This window comes from Nitrobacter sp., assembly GCF_051535215.1.
GTDB lineage: Bacteria > Pseudomonadota > Alphaproteobacteria > Rhizobiales > Xanthobacteraceae > Nitrobacter.
On record NZ_JBPPLY010000001.1, the window covers coordinates 1 to 22,886 of the forward strand.

Below are 22,886 nucleotides of genomic sequence, written 5' to 3' on the forward strand. Positions count from 1 at the left end.
CCATGCACAATCTCGCGGTGCTCGACGCCGATGGCGGCGGCAAGGGCGCCAACTACACGAGCGCGGCGCAATGGTTCCGCAAGGCGGCCGAGCGCGGCGTCGCCGACAGCCAGTTCAACCTCGGCATCCTCTATGCCCGCGGCATCGGCATCGAACAAAATCTCGCCGAATCCTACAAGTGGTTCAGTCTCGCCGCCGCCCAGGGCGACGTTGATTCCGGGCGCAAGCGTGACGAGATCGCCAAGCGGCTCGATCCGCAGACGCTTGCCGCGGCCAAGCAGGCGGTTCAAACCTTCGTACCCAAGCCTCAGCCGGACGATGCGGTCGGTGTCGCGAGCCCCGCCGGCGGATGGGACGGCGCGGCCGCGCAGCCCGACGCAAAACCCTTCGCCACGACCAAGCCCCTGGCCAAAACCACGGCAGCCCGCTCCGCACCGGGCAAGCAATCGATGGCTACCAGACAGGCTACGCGTTAATCCCGTTAGTCACCGAACGCTGGGACCTGAGCGGGAGCCGGGCGAAAAAGCCGGGCCGTGCCGAATTCTTTAACCCCGGCCGCTGATGATTTCGGTTATGCAAGTGATGCGGCCTGCAACCTCGCCGCTCACCGAAGGTCCATGCTGCGGAAAGGCGCCGGCCGGTCCGCGGCCAAATCCGAAACCGAACGCGCGTGCAACTCTATCTCCCGATCGCCGATCTTCCGGTCAACGTATTCCTCATCCTGGCGATGGGCGCGGCGGTGGGTTTCGTATCGGGCATGTTCGGCATCGGCGGCGGCTTCCTGATGACGCCGCTGCTGATCTTTGTCGGCATCACGCCTGCGGTCGCGGTCGCGACGGTCGCGAGCCACATCGCGGCTTCCTCTTTCTCCGGCGCGCTGTCCTACTGGCGAAAACGCGCGATCGATCCGATGCTCGCGCTGATCCTGTTGGGCGGCGCTACGGCCGGAACCATGCTCGGCGTCTGGACCTTCACGCAGTTGCGCGCGCTGGGTCAGCTCGATCTTTTGATCGCACTGTCCTATGTGGTGCTGCTGTCCGGCGTCGGCGGAGCGATGTTCTGGGAGGGATTGCGCGCCATGCGGCGTGCCCGGCATGGTCAGGTCGTGCCGCCGCGGCGCTCCGGCGGTCACGGCTGGATCCACGGTCTGCCGCTGAAAGTCCGTTTCAAGCGTTCCAAAATCTATCTGTCTGCGATCCCGGTCGTCGCTATCGGACTTGCCATCGGCTTCATCGGCGCGATCATGGGCATCGGCGGCGGCTTCATCCTGGTGCCGACGCTGATCTACCTGCTGCGCATACCGACATCGACGGTGATCGGCACCTCCATGCTGCTCACCCTCGTCACCATGACGTTCGCCACCGTACTGCACGCCGCCACCAACCATCTTGTCGACGTCGTGCTCGCATTGATCCTAATGACCGGCGGCGTGACAGGCGCGCAATTCGGCGCACGCGCCGGCCAGCGCATCCGCGGCGAACACCTGCGCCTGCTGCTCGGGCTGTTGATCCTGGCGGTCGGAATCCGCTTTGCGGTCGAATTGGGTATTCGCCCCAACGACCTTTACACGGTCCGCGAAATAACGGGCGGCCCATGAGGAGGCGCGCAACATGCGCGGCGATGGGCCTGGCGCTGCTGCTCAGCGCTGCCTACGTTGCGGACGATGCGCGCGCCGAGCACCTGATCGTCTCGGTGTCGAACCATCGCGTTACCGTGACGTCGAACTATTCAGGCGAGGAGCTGGTGCTGTTCGGCTCCATCGAGCGCGACGGCAATGCGGCCGTTCCGCGCAGCGGCTACGATCTCGTCGTGACCGTCAGCGGCCCCCGCGCCGATATGGTCACGCGCCGCAAGGAGCGCCGGTTCGGCATCTGGGTAAATGCCGATTCCCGGGAATTTCTCCAGGTCCCATCCTATCTTGCGGCGTTCGCCAACCGGCCGCTAGACAAGATCGCCGCGCCGGACGTCCTGCGGCGGCAGCAGCTCGGATTGAACAACGTGCTGCTGAGGCAGCGCGTCGGCCCCGATTATGCAGACGTCGTCACGAGCGACCCGTTCCGCCGCGCCTTCATAAGGCTGCGCGCCGAACAGGGGCTGTATCGCGAGAACACATCGGCCGTGACCTTCCTGACGCCGACCTTGTTCCGCACCAGTATTCCGCTTCCGGCGGAAGTGCCGATCGGCACCTACACCGTCGGCATCAAGCTTCTCGCAGATGGTGCACTGATCACAAAGACCGACACGGCATTCGAAATCGTCAAGGTCGGTTTCGAACAGTTCGTCGCCACCGCCGCACGGCAGCACGGCCTCCTCTACGGCGTGGCGACGGCATGTATAGGGCTGATGGCGGGCTGGATGGCGTCGATCGTCTTCCGCAGAGACTGACGATCAATCCCTGGCGCGCTACAACGCCCATGCGACGCCCATCGCAACGACTCCGGCGGCCATCACGGCGGTGGCGAGCCAGCCCAGCCAATACAGCTTGCCGGTGACGACAAACCTGCCCATGACCTCGCGGCGACGCACCATCGCCATCAGCAGCACCATCACGGGCACCGCAAGCACGCCGTTGATGACCGCGCTCCAATACAACGCCTGAATGGGGTCGACGGGCGTGAAATTGAGAGCGATCCCGATCACCGCCGACAGCGCCAGCACAGCATAGAACGCGGCCGCCTCCTTCGGCTTGCGCGCCAGTCCCACCGGCCATCGCCGCCCCTCGCCAACGGCGTAGGCGGCCGAACCCGCCAGCACCGGAATCGCCAGCAACCCGGTGCCGACGATGCCGAGCGCGAAGATCACTTCCGCGAATCGGCCCGCAATCGGCCGCAACGCTTCCGCGGCTTGCGCCGACGTCTCGATGTCGGTCTTGCCGGCAGCATGAAACGTCGCGGCGGCGGTGAGGATGATCGCGATCGCGATCAGGCTGGAGAACGCCATCCCGACGATAGTGTCGGCGCGGATGCGGTTGAACTCCTGCCGCGCGCCATGATGCCGGTGGACCAGCGGCTGTTTCGCGGCATCGACACGCTGATCTTCGGCCTCCTGCGAAGCCTGCCAGAAGAACAGATAGGGCGAGATCGTCGTGCCCAAAATGGCGACGACGGTGGTGAGAAACGCCGCGTTGAATTCCACGCGCGGGATCAGCAGACCCGCGACCGCCTCGCCCCAGGACACATGCGCAACCGCCAGCGCGCCGACATAGGCGAACAGGCTCAGCGTCAGCCATTTCAGGACTGCGACATAGCGGGCGTAATCGAGAAAGATCTGCGCCACCACCGATGTGATGCCGAACAGCAGCACATAGGCAAAGGCAGGCCCGCCGAACAGCAGCTTGAACGCATCCGCCATGGCGCCGAGATCGGCGGCGACGTTGATGGTGTTGGCGATAAACAGAAGCGCGACGATGCCGTTCAGCAGGCCCGCGGGATAGTGTCGGCAGACATTGCCGGCGATGCCGTGCCCGGTGACACGCCCGACCCGCGCGGAAATTTCCTGGATCGCCGCCATCAGGGGAAACGTCAGCACCATGGTCCAGCTCGCGGCGTAGCCGAGCTGCGCGCCGGTCTGGCTGTAGGTGCCGATGCCGGAGGGATCGTCGTCGGCCGCGCCGGTGATGAGGCCCGGACCCAGTGTTTTGAAAATGGCACGCCACCGAAACGGCTCCCGACCCTCGCCTTTCAAAGACGGGTTGGATGTGCCCAGCGCCTCATTTTTTTCGCGTACCGCTTTTGAACGTTCCATTCCCGCTCCAGCCGCGCCAGACAACGCGGCCGGCCGGTGCCAGTTCCGGAAAACAGCGGCTTGCTAACGGGCAGGCCGTACCGAATCGGCAGCGGGACGGGTGACGAGATAGATGCCGAGCGCCACAGGCAAGATCCCGAGCAGGTCGCGGAGCGCGAGGTGCTCACCGAGCACCAGCCAGGCGAACAACATGGCGAGCGGCGGCATCAGGAAGTGATAGGCGCTTGCCGCGGTCGCGCCGCAGACCTTGAGCAGATGAAACCACAGCACATAGGCGAGGATCGAGCCGCACAACACGAGATAGGCAAACGCCGCCAGCAGTCGCCAGCTCGGCACGATGTCGCCGACATCAGACAGCGTTGAAGCGAACGGCAGCAGCGCGACGCCGCCAGCCAGATTCTGGATGCCGTTGCCGAGCCACAGATCGCCTTTCGGCGCAAAGACCTTGAACAAGATGGTGCCGGCCACGATCGAGGCCAGCGAAGCCAGCGTGAACGCAACGCCGTGCAGGCTGTCGGCGCCGACCGATATGCGATCCCAGACGATGAAGGCCACGCCGGCGATGCCAAGCATCAGGCCCGCGATCTTGCGCCAGGTCAGGCTTTCGCCAAGAAAGACAGCGGCCAGCACAGCGGTGAAAACCGGGTTGGCGCTGACGATCAGGCCGCCGAGACCGGCCGAGACGGTCTGCAGGCCGATATAGCCAAGACCGAGATACAGCGCATTGTTGGCGATGCCGAGCAGCGCAAAGATCGCGACGTCGCGGCGGGAGAGTGACCAGCCCTCGCCGCGCAGCATGGCGATCCCGAAGATCAGGACGCCCGCCAGCAGAAAACGCGCTGCCAGCAAAATCAGCGGCGGACAATCGGTGACGCCGATTTTGCCGGCAACGAAGGCGAAGCTCCACAGCAGGCAGAATGCGGCAATGGCGAGCGGCAGCGTATTAAAAGTGGATCGCGGTGCGGTGGGCGAGGCAAGGGTCGGGGACGTGAGGGACATGAGGAAGTCTCCTTTGCCCGTGATGTAGGCCGACGCCTTGTTATTTGGAAATTAAATGATACAATCATGATAAGTGGATTTTTGAATGGTATGAGCCATGCTGGATCTCGAGCTGTTGCGCAGTTTCGTATCCGTGGTTGACGCCGGGGGCTTCACCCGCGCCGGCGAGCGCGTCCACCGCACCCAGTCGACCGTCAGCCAGCAGATCAAGCGGCTGGAGGACGACTTCGGCCGTCCCCTCCTCAACCGCATCGGCAAGAAGGTCATACCCACCGAGGACGGCGAGCGACTCCTGGCCTATGCGCGGAGGTTGCTGGCGTTGGCGGAGGAAACCCGCGACGTGCTGGCGCGGCCGAAAGGCGACGGCGTGGTCCGGCTCGGCATTCCTGAGGATTTCGCCGCCTATCGCCTGACCGAATTGCTGGCGAGTTTCATGCGCTCGCGTCCCGGTCTGCGGCTCGACGTCCGCGCCGACCAGAGCACGTATCTGCGCCGCGACCTCGAGCGCAGCGAACTCGATCTGGCGCTGCTCAAGCGGCCCGCCGGCGAGAAAGGCGGCATCAGCGCCTGGCTCGAACAAGTCCATTGGGTGACCAGCAAGACCCATCCCGTCAATCTGCAGACGCAATCCGTTCCGCTGATCGGCTTTCCGCAGGGCTGCCTTTATCGGGCCGGCGCCATTCACGCCATCGAAAGCGCAGGCCGAGCCTGGCACATGGCCTATACCAGTTCGAGTCTCGCGGGCATCCAGGCCGCGGTGGCCGCCGGCCTCGGCTTGAGCATTCTCTCGGAGATCGCGATTCAGCCTGCGCATCGCGTTTTGACGGCGAAAGACGGTTTTGCGCCGATCGCCAAAACCGAGGTAGCGCTGGTCGCGGCGCCGGAGGCGGGCCCGGCCACGCTGCGCGTCGCCGATCTGCTGGCGGATTTCTGCAGTTCGATGCAGAAGGCGGCGTGAGAGGACGCGCTTAGAGCATTTTCGCTTTTGATTGAATCAGAAGCGAAGCCCCAGACTGTTGTTTTTGACGCGTTTTCTTCACGCGAACCGGTTTCCACTTCGCTCGAAAACGCTCTAGCAACAGCGCGTCGCCGCTATCGCATGCATCCGACGGTCTCCAAGCACATGCGCAACGAAATCGGCGGCAAAAATCCTGGCGAACGCCCTGTCGCGAATGTTGAGGCCGCCCGCATAGGCACCGAACGCCGGCATCACCGCGCGCTCGCCGTCACTTGCAAAGCAGCGCCGCTCCATGGAACGGCCACGCGTCGAGACCCGCGCCTTTGGATGCAGGTGACCCGCGATTTCTCCGACCTCACCTGTCGGCTCGTGGCGGAACACGATCCCGCCCAGCGCCACCTCGGTTGCAACCACGCCGCCGAGATCGGACGGCAGCGCCGGATCGTGATTGCCGGAAATCCAGATCCAGTCACGCGGCGCCTGCAGAGCCGATAGCGCATCGCGATCCGCCGCCGACAGCCGCTCGTGCGCATCGCGATCGTGAAAGCTGTCGCCGAGCGCAATCACGATGCGCGGATCATAATGCGCGATGACGGTCGCAAGCCGCGCAAGCGTCGCCTGGGTGTCATAGGGCGGCAGCAGCACGCCGCGGACGGCAAAACTCGAGCCTTTCTCCAGATGCAGGTCGGAGACGACGAGCAGCCGCTCCTGTTCCCAGAACAGCGCGCCCGACAGATCGGCAACAAACTCGACGGCTGCGACCAGCAGGGGGGAACCCGGAAGGGCGTCGTTGATGGCCAGCACGCTCAAGAGATGATCCGAATCGGAAAGAGGCTCGTCGTTTTCATAGATCATGCGAACGATCTTCCGAAAAGAGCCGAGACCAACGGAACCCGGCAAATATCGACGGCGATGGCATCACCGCTCCATCGCCTCCTTCACGAGATCCTCAGCGGCCTCCGCCAGCAACTCGTCCGACGCCTCGCCATAGACCGCCTCGCGGCCGATCTCCAGCATCACCGGCACCGCGAGCGGCGAAATATGGTCGAGCGGCTTGTGGGTGATGCGGCCCCTGATACGCGCCAGCATATCGCTCAGGCGGCGGATATCGAGCAGTCCGGTCGCGGCGTCCGCCCTCGCCGCGCGCAGCAGCACGTGATCCGGCTGGTGCTTGCGCAGCACGTCGTAGACCAGATCGGTCGAGAACAGAACCTGCCGCCGCGACTTCTCCTCGCCGGTGAAGCGCCGCGCAATCAGCCCGGAGATGATCGCGCAACTGCGGAAGGTGCGCTTCATCAGCGCAGATTCCGCAAGCCACGCCTCGAGATCGTCGCCCAGCATATCCGGGTCGAACAGCGCGTCGAGATCGAGCCGGCGTTGCCGGATCATGGTCGACGCGTCACCGAGCATCCAGATCGCCAGCGCGTATTCATTGGCGACGAAGCCGAGTGGACGCACGCGCATGCGCTCCAGCCGCCGCGTCAGCAGCATGCCGAGCGTCTGATGTGCGAGCCGTCCCTCGAAGGGATAGCAGACCAGATAGTGCTTGTCGGCGCGCGGAAAGGTCTCGACGATCATCTCGCGCGCATGAGGGACTCGTGAGAACGATGCCTGCAGCGACAGCCATTCCCGTACCTGATCGGGCAGGCCGCTCCATGCGCGCTTGTCGTCGAGCAGGTTGCGCACCCGTTCGGCGAGATAGGTCGAGAGCGGAAATTTGCCGCCCATATAAGAAGGCACCCTGGGATTTTCGTCATTGGCTCGCGAGACGTAGACCTGATCCTCGACCAGCGCCTCGTAGCGCACGATCTCACCGCCGAATACGAAGGTGTCGCCGGTGACGAGGCCCTCGATGAAATACTCCTCGATCTCGCCGAGCATCCGGCCGCCACGCGCGATCGTGCCTGTCGATCCGGAACCGCGGTGCCGCGAGCGCACCAGCTTCACCTTCAGCATCGCCTCCTCGACGATGGTGCCGACGTTGAGGCGATAGCTCTGCCGCACGCGCGGATTGGCGACGCGCCAGCGGCCTTCCTTGTCCTGCTTGATGCGGGCAAAGCGCTCATAGGTTTTCAATGCGTAGCCGCCTGTGGCGACGAAATCGATCACATCGTCGAAATCGGCGCGCGTGAGATTGGCGTAGGGCGCCGCGGTGCGCACCTCGTCATAGAGTTGATCGGCACGGAACGGCTCGCCGCAGGCGCAGCCGAGCACGTGCTGCGCCAGCACGTCGAGCGCGCCGGAGCGCAAGGGGGGCGTATCCTGCGCGTTCTCGTTCACCGCATCGATGGCGACGCGGCATTCCAGCACCTCGAAACGGTTGGCCGGCACCAGCACCGCACGCGAGGCCTCGTCGAGCCGATGATTGGCGCGACCGATCCGCTGCATCAGCCGCGACGAGCCTTTCGGCGCGCCGATATTGATGACGAGATCGACGTCGCCCCAGTCGACGCCGAGGTCGAGCGACGAGGTGCAGACCACGCCGCGCAGGCGGCCCGCCGTCATCGCCTGCTCGACCTTGCGGCGCTGCGCGACATCGAGCGAGCCGTGATGCATCGCGATGGCGAGACCGTCGTCATTGACGCGCCAGAGATCCTGAAACAGCATCTCGGCCTGGCTGCGGGTGTTGACGAACACCAGCGTGGTCTTGTTGCGCTTGATGAACTCATAGATTTCGCCCAGCGCATGGCGCGCCGAATGCCCTGCCCATGGCAGCCGCTCGCGGGTGTCGAGCATCTCCACAACGGGAGCGGCCGCGCCGCCGGCTGTGACGATGTCGGCGGCGTTTGCCTCGCCTCGCTGCGGCACCAGAAATCGCGCCAGCGACTCCGGCTCCGCCACCGTCGCCGACAGTCCGATCGTGCGCATCCGCGGCGCGAGCCGCCACAGCCGCGCCAGCGCGAGCGACAACAGGTCGCCGCGTTTTGAGGTCACCAGCGCATGCAGTTCGTCGAGCACCACGCGGCGCAACGACGAGAACAGAAACGGCGCATCATCCGACGCCAACAGCAGCGCCATCTGCTCGGGCGTCGTCAGCAGGATGTCCGGCGGATAGCGCCGCTGGCGCTGGCGCCGCGACACCGGCGTATCCCCGGTCCGGGTCTCGACCCTGATCGGCAGTTCCATCTCGGCGATCGGGGCTTCGAGGTTGCGGGCGATATCGACCGCCAGCGCCTTCAGCGGCGAGATGTAAAGCGTGTGGAGGCCTTGGCTCTTACTTACCTCTCCCCTCGCGGAAGAGGGCAAGCAAGAAAGCTCCACCAGCGTCGGCAGAAATCCCGCCAGCGTCTTGCCGGCGCCGGTCGGCGCGATCAGCAGCGTCGAACGTCCCTCGCGCGCCTTTCGCAACAATTCGAGTTGGTGCGCGCGCGGTGACCAACCCCGCGCCGCAAACCAGCGCAGGAAACCGTCGGGCAGCGGAAGCCGCGCTTCGCGATCATCGATGTCCACGCCCGAGAGGTAAGCGGTCCCGATTGCCCGGTCGAGGCCGGAATCCGCGCGCGCCGCTTCCAATGCGAATCGGCAGGCGCCCGAGCCGGCTTGAGAGGCTCGGATACCTCCGACGGAGCCGCCCACGCCCGGGAATCGCCGCGCGGAACGCTGATCTTGCAGCATTTTCCGTTTTGCACGGCATCATTACCGGCGAGTGTGGCCAGCGGACCACAGACAAATTTGCCGCCGAAGCGTACAATTTCCGGGTCATTTGCAGACGGGGACCATAATGAAAAAAATCCTGCTCGGTGTTTTGCTTGCCAGCACCGCGATGAGCGCCCAGGCGGCCGATCTCGCACCGCGGACATACACCAAGGCCCCGGTAATGGCTCCGGCCTACGACTGGACCGGATTTTATCTCGGCGTGAATGCGGGCTTCGGGCTTGGCCGCGACCGGGCCGTGCATGATCTCGGCGGCACGGGAATTTCAACGTATCTGCAGCCGCTCGGCGCGATCGGCGGCGGCCAGATCGGCTATAACTGGCAGACCAATTCGTTTCTCGGCCCACTCGTGTTCGGCGTCGAAGCCGACATTCAGGGCGCGGACATGACTGACAACCGGACAGACTTCATCGGTTTGATCCAGTATCGGCAGAAGCTCGACTGGTTCGGCACCGCGCGCGGCCGTATCGGTCTGGTCAACGGCCCGACCCTGACCTACCTGACCGGCGGCTACGCTTACGGAAACGTCAACACGACGATCACCGAAGCCGGAGTGCCGTTCGCATTTAGCGGCAACCGCGACGGCTGGACCTGGGGCAGCGGCGTCGAAGCCGCGCTCGGCGGAAACTGGACCGGCAAGATCGAATATCTTTATGTCGACCTCGGCAATCGCACCGACTCATTTGCCGGTCAAACGCTGCATTCCGAGCTGCGCGAGAATATCTTTCGCCTCGGGCTGAACTATCGCATCGGCGGCAACAGCACGTATGCGCCCGTGGCCACCGCCAACTGGAACGGTTTCTATCTCGGCGGCAATGCCGGCTCCGGCACCAGCCGCAACCATGCTACGGTAACCGACATCAACGCAGGTACCAGCGTGCTGTTCAATCTCGCACCCGATGGCCTCATCGGCGGCGGCCAGATGGGTTACAACTGGCAAGCCGGCAACATCGTCTACGGCCTCGAGACCGACTTCCAGGGCTCGACGATGGAAGACAACAAGACCTGCATCGGCTGCGCGCCGGGCGCCTCGCTCGATTTCAATTCGAAGCTGCAGTGGCTCGGCACCGTGCGCGGCCGCCTCGGCTACGCGGTGGGCCCCTCGCTGTTCTACGCGACCGGCGGTTTCGCCTATGGCAACGTCAAGACCGCGCTCAACGGTTTGAGCTTCTCGGATACCCGCACCGGCTGGACCGTCGGCGGCGGCATCGAGACGCCGTTCACCCTGCTCGGCCTGTTCGGCCCGAACTGGACCTCGACGACGGAATACCTTTACGTCGATCTCGGCCGCTCCAGCCACGGCTTCGACTTCGGTAACGCGCCGGGCGTGCTGACAACCGGTGCACAGGAACACATCTTCCGCACCGGCTTGAACTATCACTTCAACACGCCGGTGAGCGCGAGATACTGATCGCAACAGCGCGGGGCTTCGCAACCCGGCGTCGATGATTTGGGGAGTGGGCAAGAAGGCCGCATCGGATGACGATGCGGCCTTTTTTTATGAGTGGAATTCGACGTGTGGCCGCGGCAACGCCCGCGAAAGCGGTGACTCTTTTACGGAACTCGGCCTAATCTCTGCGCCATGTCCGATCTCGTGATCCGAGCGGCCGATGAGGCCGACCTCCCAGCCGTCACCGAAATTTATGAGCACGCCGTCCGTTTCGGGACCGCGACTTTCGAGCTTGTCCCGCCCGATCTCGCGGAAATGACGCGGCGCTTCGGCGCGCTGCGGGATGGCGGCTTTCCTTATCTGGTAGCGGAACTCGCAAGCGCCGTGGTCGGCTACGCCTATGCCGGCCCCTACCGGCCACGACCGGCCTATCGCTTCACCGTGGAGGACTCGATCTATCTGGCGTCCGCCGTCCATCGCCGCGGCATCGGCATACAGTTGCTGCGCCGCCTGATTGCCGAATCCGAGGCGCGCGGCTATCGCCAGATGATCGCAGTCATCGGCGATTCCGCCAATGCAGGCTCGATAGGGGTACACGCACGCGCGGGCTTTGCGATGATCGGCACCCATCCCACGGTCGGTCTCAAGTTCGGCCGCTGGCTCGACACGGTGATGATGCAACTCCCGCTCGGCCCCGGCAGCACGACAGTCCCCGAAATCTCGCCGACAGCTATTCCGCTCTGAGCACCCACCAAAGCCCGTCCCTTCGCTGCGCCGGAGCCGTTCCGCGGGTCTCCGCGACGGGCCGCCGCACTTGCGGCTGCCGATCCGCAATTCCCATGTTCTGTGGTGCCGTCCCTATTCCGGGGGCGATCCGAGGAGCTCGATGAACTATTTTCGTACCGCGATCCTGCTGGCAGGCCTCACCGGCCTGTTCATGGCTGTGGGCTATCTGATCGGCGGCGCCAGCGGCGCGGCGATCGCGCTCGTCGTCGCGGCCGCAACCAATATCTTCGCCTACTGGAACTCCGACCGCATGGTGCTGTCGATGTACGGCGCCCATGAGGTCGAGGCCGGCACGGCACCGGACCTGCACCGGCTGGTGGCCGAACTCGCCGCGCGTGCCGGGCTGCCGATGCCTCGGGTGTTCCTGATGGACAATCCGCAGCCCAACGCCTTCGCGACCGGCCGCAATCCGGAGAACGCCGCCGTGGCGGTGACGACCGGACTGGTGCAGTCCTTGCGCCGCGAGGAACTGGCCGGCGTGATCGCGCATGAACTCGCGCACATCAAGAATCACGACACGCTGCTGATGACCATCACCGCAACCATCGCCGGCGCGATCTCGATGCTGGCTCAGTTCGGCATGTTCTTTGGCGGCGGCAACCGCGACAACAACGGGCCCGGCATCATCGGCTCGCTGGCGATGATGATCCTGGCGCCGCTCGGCGCCATGCTGGTGCAGATGGCGATCAGCCGGACTCGCGAATACGCCGCCGACGAGATGGGCGCGCGCATCTGCGGCCAGCCGATGTGGCTCGCCTCGGCGCTGGCGAAGATCGACAACGCCGCGCATCAGGTGCCAAACATGGAGGCGGAGCGCGCGCCTGCCACCGCGCACATGTTCATCATCAATCCGCTGTCGGGGCGCGGCATGGACAATTTGTTCGCCACCCATCCTTCGACCGAAAACCGTATCGCGGCGTTGCAGCGGCTGACCTCCCAATTCGGCGGCGCTTCCACGCCGTCCGCACCGCCTCGTGACGGCTCAGGCGGTCCATGGGGTGGACAGGGGCCTTCGCGCCGCGGCCCCTGGGGTTAGCTAAAACCTACATCGCAAGGCAAACCACTTTTGTCGCTTGAGAATCGTCTCCGGTTCATGGCAGGCGAGCGAACCGGCTGCGGCCAATCGCCCGCAGTCCATCGCTTGCCCGCCACTTCGGAATCGGTTTCGTGTGACGCTTTGGCATGGAGATTCCATAGAAATGCTCAAGCGGATTGCGATGCTGACTGTTGCGATGGGTTTGTTCGGCGCGATGGCTGCTGCCAGCGCCGACGCCATCATTCCCACCAGGGATATTGCCGGCGCCAGGGACAACGCGCTGCTGAAGCGTTACGACGGCTCGTTCATCGTGAGCTATGAGCGCCTCGCCTTCACCGATTTCAAGGTGCCGCTGTCGAGGCTCGAAAAGGCGGGCGACGATCAGCACGATCGCATGAACAACCGGGTGTTCAAACCGAAAGAGGAAATCGAGGTCGAGGGCGCGCGCACGCGGATTGCTTATCTGCTGCCCGCCGGGCGCTCGCCGCTGGAGGTGTTGCGCAACTATCAGGACGTCGTGAAAGAGGCCGGCGGCGAAGTGCTCTACACTTGCAAGAAGGAAGAATGCGGCGGCGACCCCGAGCGCGCCAGCGACGGCGGCGGCGGCGAAATGAGCCTGATGATGTATTTCGTTTACGCAAGCCAGCTCAAGGATGCGGATTTTTCCAACGGCAAATGCGCGCTGGCGTCTCATATCGACGACCAGCGGTTCTTCGCCGCGAAAATTCCGCAAGATGGCGGCGACGCCTACGTCACCGTGCAGACTTTCCAGGTCAAGGACGATCTCTACTGCAAGGCGTTCAACGAACGGACCGTGGCGCTGGTGCATATCGTCGAGCCGAAGCCGCGCGAGCAGAAGATGGTCGTTGTGAAGGCCGAGGAGATGGCGCGAAGCATCGGTTCGACCGGCCGTGTCGCGCTCTATGGCATTTTCTTCGACACCGACAGGGCCGATCTCAAACCCGAATCCGGTCCGACGCTGGCCGAGATCGCAGGCCTGCTCAAGGCCGACCCGAGGCTCGCTGTGCTGATCGTCGGTCACACCGACAATCAGGGGGCGTTCGACCATAACCTCGACTTGTCGCGCCGACGCGCCGAGGCGGTGGTAAAGGCGCTGGCGGCGAATTACAGGATCGATCCTAGGCGCCTGCGCGCAGCCGGCGTCGGCATGATGGCGCCGGCCGCCTCGAATGACGCCGAAGACGGCCGCGCCAGGAATCGCCGGGTCGAAGTAGTCAAGCTGAACTGACGGCGCGCTCCAACGACGCAAATTCGTCACCTCAAAAGCGGCGGCGGCGACTCCGCCCCGCCGCTTGAGGCCACTTGTTCGCGGTCGGTGAAGTCAACGTTCGGCTGGCCTTTCGCGACGGTTCTCGCCGTGCCCTTCCGGCCACCTCCCGTCCTCAAAAAAAATTGGAACCGAACAGCGGGATGAGGCGTTCCATCCGGATGTGATTTGGTATGCGGCGTATTTGGGGATACCCCCTGCAGACCGGCCTACCCAACGACCTGTCCGTTCGATGCTGGAAAAGGCAAGTATCAACCCTAGGGCTTACCTCGCTGGCGGCGAGGAAATGGGAAGTTTAACGCGCCGGTTCAATTGGGCCGTCACATCGGTCGGCGCTCCCGAGGCGTGGCCCCAGAGCCTGCGCACGGCCGTCCGCATCATGCTCAACACCAACCATCCGATGTTCATCTGGTGGGGGCCGGATCTGATCCAGTTCTATAATGACGCCTACCGCCAAACCCTGGGATCAGAACGGCATCCCAGCGCGCTCGGTCAGAAGGGCAAAGAGTGCTGGGCCGAGATTTGGGACATCATCGGTCCGCAGATCGAGCACGTCATGGCCGGGCGCGGCGCGACCTGGCATGAGGATCAGCTCGTTCCGGTGACGCGGGACGGCAAGCTGGAGCAGGTCTACTGGACCTACGGCTTCAGCCCGATCGATGAAGATCAAGGCGTCGGCGGGGTGCTCGTGGTGTGCCGCGACGTCACCCGCGATCATTTTGCCAAGCTCGCCTTGCAGGAGCGGGAGGCCGAGCTTGCGCGTGTGCAGATGATCGGCCGGATCGGCGGTCTCGAGGTCGACCTGCGCACCGGCCATCGCAGCCGCAAGTCGCCGGAGTATCTGAAGATACACGGCCTCCCCCCCGAAGCCGTCCACGAAAGCCACGAGGACTGGCTCCGCCGTGTCCATCCCGATGACCGCGCGGTGGCCGAAGGGCAGTTCATCGATGCGGTGCGCGGCAGTGATCGCGAATATGCAGTGCGCTACCGGATCATCCGGCCAAGCGACGGCGAGACACGCTGGATTTCGGCGCGATCGGTGATCGAGCGCGATGCCGACGGCAGGGCTGTGCGGCTGTTCGGCGCGCACATCGACATCACCGACCAGGTCGAAGCGGAGCGCGCCATCCGCCAGCGCGAGGAGGAATTCCGCACGCTTGCGGAGGCGCTGCCGCATCACGTCTGGACCGCGACACCCGATGGAACCTTCAACTGGTTCAATCCGCGCGTCTACGACTATGTCGGCGTGAAGCCGGGCGAACTCAGCAGCAAGATCTGGAGCAAGATGGTCCACCCGGACGATGCGGCTGCCTCCGTCGCGGCCTGGACCCGTGCAGTGACCAGCGGCCGGTTTTTCGAGATCGAATTTCGGATGCGCGGCGCCGACGGCAGCTATCGCTGGTTTCTGGCTCGCGCCGTGCCGGCGCGCGATGAAGACGGTCGCATCACCCGCTGGATCGGTACCAATACCGACGTCCACGATCAAAAACGGATCGCCGGCAAGCTCGCCGAACTGAACGCCACGCTCGCCGAGCGAGTCGAGGAGAAAACCCGCGAGCGCGACCGGATCTGGAATGTGTCGCAGGACTTGCTGCTGGTCACCGACCATGACGGCGTCTGGCGCTCCGTCAATCCCGCCTGGACGAGGACGCTCGGCTGGAGCGAGGCCGAACTGCTGGAACGCACCGTCGACTGGATCGAACACCCCGAAGACACCGGCAAGACCCGGGCGGAAATTCGCCGCCTTGCGCTCGGCGAGGCCAGGTTGCGATTCGAAAACCGGCTCCGTCACAAGGACGGCTCATACCGTTGGCTGTCCTGGACCGCAGTCCCGGATCAAAACCTCATCTATGCGGTGGCCCGAGACGTCACCGCGGAGAAGGCCGCGGCCGAACGATTGAGAGCGGCCGAGGAAGCGTTGCGTCAATCGCAGAAAATGGAAGCCGTCGGCCAGTTGACCGGCGGCATCGCCCACGACTTCAACAATCTGCTCACCGGCATCGTGGGCTCGCTGGACCTGATGCAGACCCGTCTCAATCAGGGCCGGACCGATCGCGCCGGCCGCTACATCGAGGCCGCGATGGCGTCGGCCAATCGTGCCGCGGCGCTGACGCATCGGCTGCTGGCGTTCGCCCGCAGGCAGCCCCTGGTGCCGAAGTCGGTCGATGCCAATCAGCTTATCCTTTCACTTGAAGACTTGCTGCGCAGGACCATCGGCGAGGCCATCGAACTGGAGATCGCGCCGTCCGAACGGCTGTGGCAGACGCTGTGCGATCCGAACCAGCTCGAAAGCGCGCTGCTCAATCTCGCCATCAATGCACGGGACGCCATGCCCGGCGGCGGCAAGCTCACGATCGCCACGACGAACACGACCGTCGGCGCAGCCGATGACGGCTCCTCCGCCATGCAGCCGGGCGATTATATCTGCATCACCGTCACCGATACCGGAACGGGCATGACACCCGACGTGGCGGCGCGCGCCTTCGATCCCTTCTTCACCACCAAGCCGATCGGTCAGGGGACCGGACTGGGGCTGTCGATGATTTACGGATTCGCCCGGCAATCCAACGGCCACATCGCCCTCGACACCGCGCCGGGACAGGGCACCTCGATCAGGCTTTGTCTGCCGCGCCATGACGGCGTTCCCGAGACCGACCAGGCTCCGCATATCAGCAGCGACAGGATCCCGGCCACCGGCGAAACCGTGCTTGTCGTCGAGGATGAACCGGTCGTGCGCGGCGTCATCATCGAGATGCTGCGCGATCAAGGCTACCTGACATGCGAAGCCGCGGACGGAGCGGCGGGCTTGCGGATTCTGCAACTGGACAAACCCGTCGATCTTCTGCTGACAGACATAGGATTACCGGGCATGAACGGACGCCAGCTTGCGGATCAGGCGCGGGAGCTGCGGCCGAATCTGAAAATCCTCTTCATGACCGGCTATGCCGAGAACGCCGCGAACGCCGAAGGCTTTCTGCAACCCGGCATGGACATGATCACCAAACCGTTCGATCTCGACCATCTGTCGCAGCGTGTGCGTGACATCATCTCAAGTTGACGTATCAACATCTCAAGTTGACGCACCAAACGCATTCGAACGTCGTCATCGTGAACGCGGGAAAATCCCGATACGACCGGAGTGATATTGTTCCCCGCCTAGACGCATTTTGCCGGTAAAAACTCGCGGAACGAATGCACAAGCCCGGACTTTCCTCCTCCGCAACATTCACGATCGGAGGAAATTTTATGATCCGTCGCATTATCGGAACTACCGCAGTTGCCATCGCATTGGTGCTTCCAGCTTCTGCCATCGCGCAGGGCGTCCCGGGCGGCATCGAGCGGGGAGCCCGCGAAGGTGAGCGGGCCGCGGGGCCGGTGGGTGCAGTCGTCGGCGGTACCATTGGCGGAGTTGTAGGCGGCGTCGCCGGCGTGCTCGGCGTCGACCAGCGTCCGCGCTTCCGCCACTATGTGGTCGAGCAACATCGTCCGTCCTACCGCTATCGTGAGGAAGTCCGCGTCGGTGCCGTCCTGCCGGAAGCCGGGGTGACCTACTATGAGGTTCCGGCCGAATACGGCGCACCGCAATATCGCTATACGGTGGTGAACGATCGGACCGTCCTGGTTGATCCCAGGACCCACCGGATCGTCGACGTCATCGAATAGCGCTGTCTTAATAATGCAGTTTATGAGGCCGCCGTCGCAGGCGGCCTCTATGCGTTCAGGGACGCGGCATTACACGCAGCCGATCAGGAACGGGTTGCTTGTTCGCTCATGGCCGATACTCGATCCCGGGCCGTGTCCGCAGATGAACGCGACGTCGTCGCCGAGCGGCAGCAGCTTGTCGGTAATGGATTTGATCAACGTGGCATGATGGCCGCCGGGCAGGTCGGTGCGGCCGATCGAGCCGTTGAACAAAACGTCGCCGACATGCGCGAAGCCCATTTCCCTGTTGAAAAAAACCACGCTGCCCGGCGAATGGCCGGGGCAATGAAGGATGTCGAATTCGAGTTCGCCGATCTTGACGCGGTCGCCCTCTTCGAGCCAGCGATCCGGCGCGAAGTTGCGCATCCCGGTCATGCCGTAATTGCGCCCGCTCTCGACCACCAGATCGAGCAGGAATTCGTCCGCGATATGCGGCCCCTCGATCGGGACCTTCAGTGCGTCACGCAATTCCGCCGCACCGCCCACATGATCGATGTGACCATGCGTGAGCCAGATTTGCCTGACCCTCACGCCTGCTTTTTCGATGGTGCGCCTGATGAGCGGAACATCGCCGCCGGGATCGATGACAACGGCATCCCTGGTGGCTTCGCACCACAACAGCGCGCAATTCTGCCGGAACGGTGTCACCGGAATGATCGTAACGCCGGCTTTCGCGCCGGTCTGGTTGTCGGTCGGCTTTTCCCGGGTCATGCGCGAGCAGTTCCGATTTTTGTGGCGTCCAGCAGTTTGAAACCCATGGGCCGTTATACACTCCCTCGAGCCTTTCCGCTTCTGATGAAATCAGACGCGGGGCTTCATTATTTTGATTTGACGCGTTTTCCTGACGCGAACCGGTATCCACTTCGCGCGAAAACGCTACAGGTCAAAAAACACCGGCGTGGCCGCCCTCGTTTTTGCTATGGTCGCGTCCCATGGAATCAAACGCGACCCACATCGCCCTCGTGCCTCCGCCAGACCGTCGCCAGTCGGAGACGGCGCTCGCGATTGCGCGCGGAACAGGAAGGCTTTTGCGATCGCTGGGATTTTCTTGCGTTAGCGAATTGCCGCTGCCATCAGGACGGCGCGCCGATCTCGTGGCGCTGAACGCGAGCGGCGAGATCTGGATCGTCGAAATCAAGTCGTCTGTCGAGGATTTGCGCGCCGATCGAAAGTGGCGGGATTATCGCGCGCATTGCGACCGCCTGTTCTTCGCCTTCACGCGCGATCTGCCGTGCGGGATTTTCCCCACCGACACCGGCCTGATCGTCGCCGATGCCTATGGCGCCCACCTGCATTGCGAGGCGCCGGAACACCGCCTGACGGCGCCGACGCGCAAGGTGATGATGCTGCGCTTCGCATTGGCGGCGGCCCAGCGGCTCAATCGTCTGATCGATCCGCAAGGTTATGCCGAGGGAGGGTTTTAGCTTTTTCGCGGAAGAAGGTCGTTTGTTTAAAGCCTTTCGCTCCCGATGGAATCAGAAGCGAGTTCCGTGATTTTGTTGACGCGAACCGGTATTCATGGGGTTCGTTCAAAACGCTATCATTCACGAGGATAAAATCACCGCGGCGCGCGTTTCGCCAAAATACGTTGCAGCGTACGCCGATGCATGTTGAGCCGCCGGGCCGTCTCCGACACGTTGCGATTGCACATCTCGTAAATGCGCTGGATATGTTCCCATCGCACGCGATCCGCCGACATCGGATTCTGCGGCAGTTCCGACTTCTCCGAGTTGCTGGAGAGCAGCGCCGCGACCACATCGTCGGCGTCGGCGGGCTTCGACAGATAATCGACGGCACCCATTTTCACCGCGGTCACTGCGGTTGCGATATTGCCATAGCCGGTCAGCACGATCGCGCGAGCATCGGGACGCTCACGCTTCAGGGCCGACACCACGTCGAGACCGTTGCCGTCGCCGAGCCGCAAGTCCACTACGGCAAAGGCCGGCGCCGATTTTCCGATATGTGCAAGGCCGTCGGAGACGCTGTCGCAGGACGTCACCTCGAAGCCGCGGGTCTCCATGGCGCGCGACAGGCGCTCGAGAAACGGCTTGTCATCCTCGACGATCAGCAGCGAGCGGTCGGCTTGCGGGAAAACGTCGGGAGTAGCGTTCACGATGATACCTCGCACTTGGTTATCTCTGGAACATATGGGCGCTGAAAGCGGCGCCGCAAGCGATGGCGGATCACGATCATTGGCGTTGAAAGCTAAGCCGTTGTCTCCGCAATCGTTTTCGACGTTTCAAAACGGACGCGCGGCCAGACGATCTGCACCACCGCGCCATGCTCCGGAAATGTCCGGTTGCTGAAGGAGACCCTCGCGCCGGTGCGCTCGAGCAAGGTGCGGGCGATGAAAATCCCGAGACCGAGGCCGCTGCGTCCGCCTTGCGCATCGCCAAGGTTGCGGCGGCGCGACAGGTAAGGTTCGCCGATCCGCTTGAGAATGTCCGGAACAATTCCCGGGCCGTCATCCGAGATCACGATCCCGACGGTATCGCTGTTCCACCAGGCATTGACGTCGACGGCGCTACGGGCGAAGTCGACGGCGTTTTCCAGAATGTTGCCGACGCCGTAGAGGATCGCGGGATTGCGCATGCCGACCGGTTCGTGATCGCCGGTGGCCGCGATCGTGGTCTTGATGTCGATGCCGAAATCGCGATGAGGCGCGACGGTTTCCTCGATCAGAGTCGACAGCGGCATCCGGTCGAACGGCGCGCCCGACGACGACAGTTGCGCGATCTTGGCGAGAATGTCGCGGCACCGCTGCGCTTGCTCCCGCACGATGCCGAGATCGCCGGCGAGCCGCTGGGGATCCTGCGCGCCGTTCTCCTGCAATGCTTTTTCCAGTTCGCGCGAAACCAGGAAGATGGTCGACAGCGGCGTTCCAAGCTCATGAGCGGCGGCGGCGGCGAGGCCATCGATCTGGGTCAGATGCTGTTCGCGGGTCAGGACCAGTTCGGTTGCCGCGAGCGCGTCGGAGAGTTTGCGCGCCTGCTCCGTCACCTGGAACGTGTAGAGGCTGGTGACGCCGATCGCGAGCACGATTGAGAACCAGACGCCGGCGAGATAGATCGGCGGCAGGATCAGCGGGTCATCGGCATCCCACGGCAGCGGCAGATGCGTGAAGCCCAGGACTGTCGCGCAAGCAATCGCGAACCCGCCGAGCGCCATGGTCAACCGTGTCGGCAACGCCGTGGCCGAGATCAGCACGGGCGCGAGAAACAGGTACGAGAAGGGATTTTGCAGACCCCCGGTGAAAAATAGCAGGGCCGCGAGTTCGGTGATGTTCAGCGCAAGCAGCGCCGCGGCATGACGCGGTTCGAGCCGTTGCATCGGATCGAAGATCACCTGCAAAGCCAGATTGAGCAGCGAGGACAGCCCGACGATCGTCACGCAGGGAATAATGGGCAGATCGAATTCCAGCCCCTGCGCGACGATGAAGATCGCCGCGAGTTGTCCGAGCGCCGCGAGCCAGCGCAGCCGCAGGATGGTGTCCAGCCGGACGTAGCGGCGCGGATGGTTCAAGTCGGAGGCGGCGACGTCGGTCATGTCGGGCAAGCTTATAGCGTTTTCGAGCGATTCTCGCGACGCGGAAGGCGGCGACGCTCGCAAGACGCGGCGACACATGACCTTGATCCGCGCAATCGAGGCGCCGCGTTTGTGAAGCGCATGGGGAAGCCTGATCCCTGTGAAGCGCCGCTCGCCGCGTTCGTTCCAAGGAACTTGCGTAGCGAGAAATGTTTTCGCCACATCCGGGCTCGCGGAAAGCATTATCATACTATATGTAGATCTCTATAGACCGGGGGCGGATTGACGCAGTGCTTCGCAGCGGCCACTATTTTGCAATGCCAAAGGGGATCGAGCAGAATGCCTATCGGTGAATTTGGACGCCCGCCGGAGCTGCCGGCGGAAGTCAGTCCGACGATGACGACGCCGATGTACTGGATGTACGAGATGGCGCAGGCGTCACTCAATCCGGCTCGCGCCGTCACCGACGCGACACGAATACTGTTCCAGAACCCGCTCAATCCGTGGTCGGGCACCGAGTTCGGCAAAAGCATCGCCGCCGGCTGCGAATTGTTCGAGCGCACCACCCGCCGCTACGGCAAACCAGAATGGGGCCTGCACGAGACCGAGGTCAACGGCGTACGCACGCCGATCGAGATTCGCTCGGTCTGGGAAAAGCCGTTCTGCCGTCTGCTCTACTTCGACCGCAAGCATGTGCGTCCGCTGAGACGGCCGCAGCCGCGCGTGCTGCTGGTGGCGCCGATGTCGGGTCATTACGCGACGCTGCTCCGCGGAACCGTCGAGGCGTTTCTGCCGACGCATGACGTCTATATCACCGACTGGTCCGACGCCCGGATGGTTCCGATCTCCGAGGGGCGTTTCGATCTCGATGACTATGTCGATTACCTGATCGAGATGCTGCATGTGCTGGGTGGCAACGTCCATGTCATCGCGGTCTGCCAGCCTTCGGTGCCGGTGCTGGCGGCGGTGTCGGTGATGGAGGCCGAGGGCGATCCATGTGTGCCGCTATCGATGACGCTGATGGGCGGACCGATCGATACCCGCAACCATCCCACTGCGGTCAACAACCTCGCCGCCGAGAAGGGTACGGACTGGTTCCGCAACCATGTCATCACCAAGGTGCCGTTTCCGCATCCCGGTGTGATGCGGGACGTCTATCCCGGTTTCCTGCAGCTCAACGGCTTCATCAGCATGAACCTCGACCGTCACATGGCGGCGCACAAGAGTCTGTTCAAGAATCTCGTCAAGGGCGACGGCGATCTCGTCGACAAGCACCGCGATTTCTATGACGAGTATCTCGCCGTCATGGACCTGACGGCGGAGTACTATCTGCAGACCGTCGATCTGGTGTTCGTCAAGCACGCGCTGCCGGAAGGAAAAATGACCCATCGCGGACGGGCCGTCGATCCTTCGAAGATCATGCGTGTGGCGCTGATGACGGTGGAAGGCGAAAACGACGACATTTCGGGGCTCGGGCAGACCGAAGCGGCGCACGCGCTATGCACGTCGATTTCCGATAATCGGCGGATTCACTACGTGCAGAAAGGCGTCGGCCATTACGGCGTGTTCAACGGCTCGCGTTTCAAGTCGGAGATCGTGCCGCGCATCAACGATTTCATGCAATCCGTCACCACAACACCAATGCGTACGTCACTCCGTGTGGCGGCGGAGTGAATCTGAATAACACTCAATCTATTCTCTGGTGAGGAATGGATCCGGCGAAGCTCGGCTGGCCGCGGGAATTTCAACCGAGTTTCAGTGCTGTAAAATAATGAATTCATATTCACACCTAGAACAGCCGAAT

The 22,886-nt window shown here is 63.5% G+C and carries 18 protein-coding genes and 1 pseudogene; 12 read left to right on the forward strand and 7 right to left on the reverse strand.

The window, feature by feature from the left end:
- The 3 genes and pseudogenes from ACS3WB_RS00005 to ACS3WB_RS00015 form a co-directional block, all read left to right on the forward strand.
- Positions 1–476: pseudogene (locus tag ACS3WB_RS00005) on the forward strand (hypothetical protein); the annotation flags it as partial.
- 194 nt (positions 477–670) lie between these two features.
- Positions 671–1,597 carry a sulfite exporter TauE/SafE family protein gene (locus tag ACS3WB_RS00010; protein ID WP_438273578.1) on the forward strand — a complete coding sequence of 309 codons (927 nt, stop codon included), beginning with the start codon at positions 671–673 and terminating at the stop codon, positions 1,595–1,597.
- Positions 1,594–2,385, forward strand: coding sequence for a TIGR02186 family protein (locus ACS3WB_RS00015; protein WP_438273579.1), 792 nt, complete (start codon positions 1,594–1,596; stop codon positions 2,383–2,385). The genes ACS3WB_RS00010 and ACS3WB_RS00015 overlap by 4 nt, the downstream gene beginning before the upstream one ends.
- 18 nt (positions 2,386–2,403) lie before the next feature.
- On the opposite strand, the gene ACS3WB_RS00020 is transcribed toward ACS3WB_RS00015, so the two are convergent.
- Positions 2,404–3,744 carry an NRAMP family divalent metal transporter gene (locus ACS3WB_RS00020; protein WP_438273580.1) on the reverse strand — a complete coding sequence of 447 codons (1,341 nt, stop codon included), beginning with the start codon at positions 3,742–3,744 and terminating at the stop codon, positions 2,404–2,406.
- A gap of 63 nt (positions 3,745–3,807) precedes the next feature.
- Positions 3,808–4,743: a DMT family transporter gene (locus ACS3WB_RS00025; RefSeq protein WP_438273581.1), complete on the reverse strand. Its 936-nt coding sequence runs from the start codon at positions 4,741–4,743 to the stop codon at positions 3,808–3,810.
- A gap of 97 nt (positions 4,744–4,840) precedes the next feature.
- Here ACS3WB_RS00025 and ACS3WB_RS00030 point away from each other — a divergent pair, with 97 nt between their 5' ends.
- Complete coding sequence (locus tag ACS3WB_RS00030) at positions 4,841–5,701, forward strand: LysR family transcriptional regulator (RefSeq protein WP_438273582.1); 861 nt, start codon at positions 4,841–4,843, stop codon at positions 5,699–5,701.
- A gap of 114 nt (positions 5,702–5,815) precedes the next feature.
- On the opposite strand, the gene pdeM is transcribed toward ACS3WB_RS00030, so the two are convergent.
- On the reverse strand, positions 5,816–6,556 hold the full coding sequence (pdeM, locus tag ACS3WB_RS00035; RefSeq protein ID WP_438273583.1) for a ligase-associated DNA damage response endonuclease PdeM: 741 nt from the start codon (positions 6,554–6,556) through the stop codon (positions 5,816–5,818).
- A gap of 63 nt (positions 6,557–6,619) precedes the next feature.
- Positions 6,620–9,151, reverse strand: a complete 2,532-nt coding sequence (locus ACS3WB_RS00040; protein ID WP_438274003.1) for a ligase-associated DNA damage response DEXH box helicase — start codon at positions 9,149–9,151, stop codon at positions 6,620–6,622.
- Between the two features lie 271 nt (positions 9,152–9,422).
- Here ACS3WB_RS00040 and ACS3WB_RS00045 point away from each other — a divergent pair, with 271 nt between their 5' ends.
- From ACS3WB_RS00045 to ACS3WB_RS00070, 6 genes are all read left to right on the forward strand, one after another.
- Positions 9,423–10,766, forward strand: coding sequence for an outer membrane protein (locus ACS3WB_RS00045; protein ID WP_438273584.1), 1,344 nt, complete (start codon positions 9,423–9,425; stop codon positions 10,764–10,766).
- 171 nt (positions 10,767–10,937) lie between these two features.
- Entirely contained in the window at positions 10,938–11,489 is a 552-nt protein-coding gene (locus ACS3WB_RS00050) for an N-acetyltransferase family protein (protein WP_438273585.1), read from the forward strand.
- 142 nt (positions 11,490–11,631) lie between these two features.
- Positions 11,632–12,567, forward strand: a complete 936-nt coding sequence (gene htpX, locus ACS3WB_RS00055; RefSeq protein WP_438273586.1) for a zinc metalloprotease HtpX — start codon at positions 11,632–11,634, stop codon at positions 12,565–12,567.
- Positions 12,568–12,730: 163 nt separating this feature from the next.
- Positions 12,731–13,816 carry a DUF4892 domain-containing protein gene (locus ACS3WB_RS00060; RefSeq protein ID WP_438273587.1) on the forward strand — a complete coding sequence of 362 codons (1,086 nt, stop codon included), beginning with the start codon at positions 12,731–12,733 and terminating at the stop codon, positions 13,814–13,816.
- A 271-nt stretch (positions 13,817–14,087) separates the two neighbouring features.
- Positions 14,088–16,913 carry a PAS domain-containing protein gene (locus ACS3WB_RS00065; RefSeq protein WP_438273588.1) on the forward strand — a complete coding sequence of 942 codons (2,826 nt, stop codon included), beginning with the start codon at positions 14,088–14,090 and terminating at the stop codon, positions 16,911–16,913.
- Positions 16,914–17,101: 188 nt separating this feature from the next.
- Positions 17,102–17,518 (forward strand): DUF1236 domain-containing protein, encoded by a 417-nt coding sequence (locus ACS3WB_RS00070; RefSeq protein ID WP_438273589.1) that lies wholly within the window; start codon positions 17,102–17,104, stop codon positions 17,516–17,518.
- Between the two features lie 69 nt (positions 17,519–17,587).
- On the opposite strand, the gene ACS3WB_RS00075 is transcribed toward ACS3WB_RS00070, so the two are convergent.
- Positions 17,588–18,268 (reverse strand): MBL fold metallo-hydrolase, encoded by a 681-nt coding sequence (locus ACS3WB_RS00075; RefSeq protein ID WP_438273590.1) that lies wholly within the window; start codon positions 18,266–18,268, stop codon positions 17,588–17,590.
- A 221-nt stretch (positions 18,269–18,489) separates the two neighbouring features.
- Between ACS3WB_RS00075 and ACS3WB_RS00080 the strand changes: the two genes are divergently transcribed.
- Entirely contained in the window at positions 18,490–18,981 is a 492-nt protein-coding gene (locus tag ACS3WB_RS00080) for an MmcB family DNA repair protein (RefSeq protein WP_438273591.1), read from the forward strand.
- A gap of 134 nt (positions 18,982–19,115) precedes the next feature.
- On the opposite strand, the gene ACS3WB_RS00085 is transcribed toward ACS3WB_RS00080, so the two are convergent.
- Complete coding sequence (locus tag ACS3WB_RS00085) at positions 19,116–19,670, reverse strand: ActR/PrrA/RegA family redox response regulator transcription factor (protein WP_438274004.1); 555 nt, start codon at positions 19,668–19,670, stop codon at positions 19,116–19,118.
- A gap of 92 nt (positions 19,671–19,762) precedes the next feature.
- Complete coding sequence (locus tag ACS3WB_RS00090) at positions 19,763–21,103, reverse strand: ActS/PrrB/RegB family redox-sensitive histidine kinase (RefSeq protein WP_438273592.1); 1,341 nt, start codon at positions 21,101–21,103, stop codon at positions 19,763–19,765.
- 318 nt (positions 21,104–21,421) lie between these two features.
- On the opposite strand from ACS3WB_RS00090, the gene ACS3WB_RS00095 reads away from it, so the two are divergent.
- A complete protein-coding gene (locus ACS3WB_RS00095) occupies positions 21,422–22,756 on the forward strand; it encodes a polyhydroxyalkanoate depolymerase (protein WP_438273593.1) in 1,335 nt (444 codons plus the stop codon).
- Positions 22,757–22,886 lie beyond the last annotated feature (130 nt).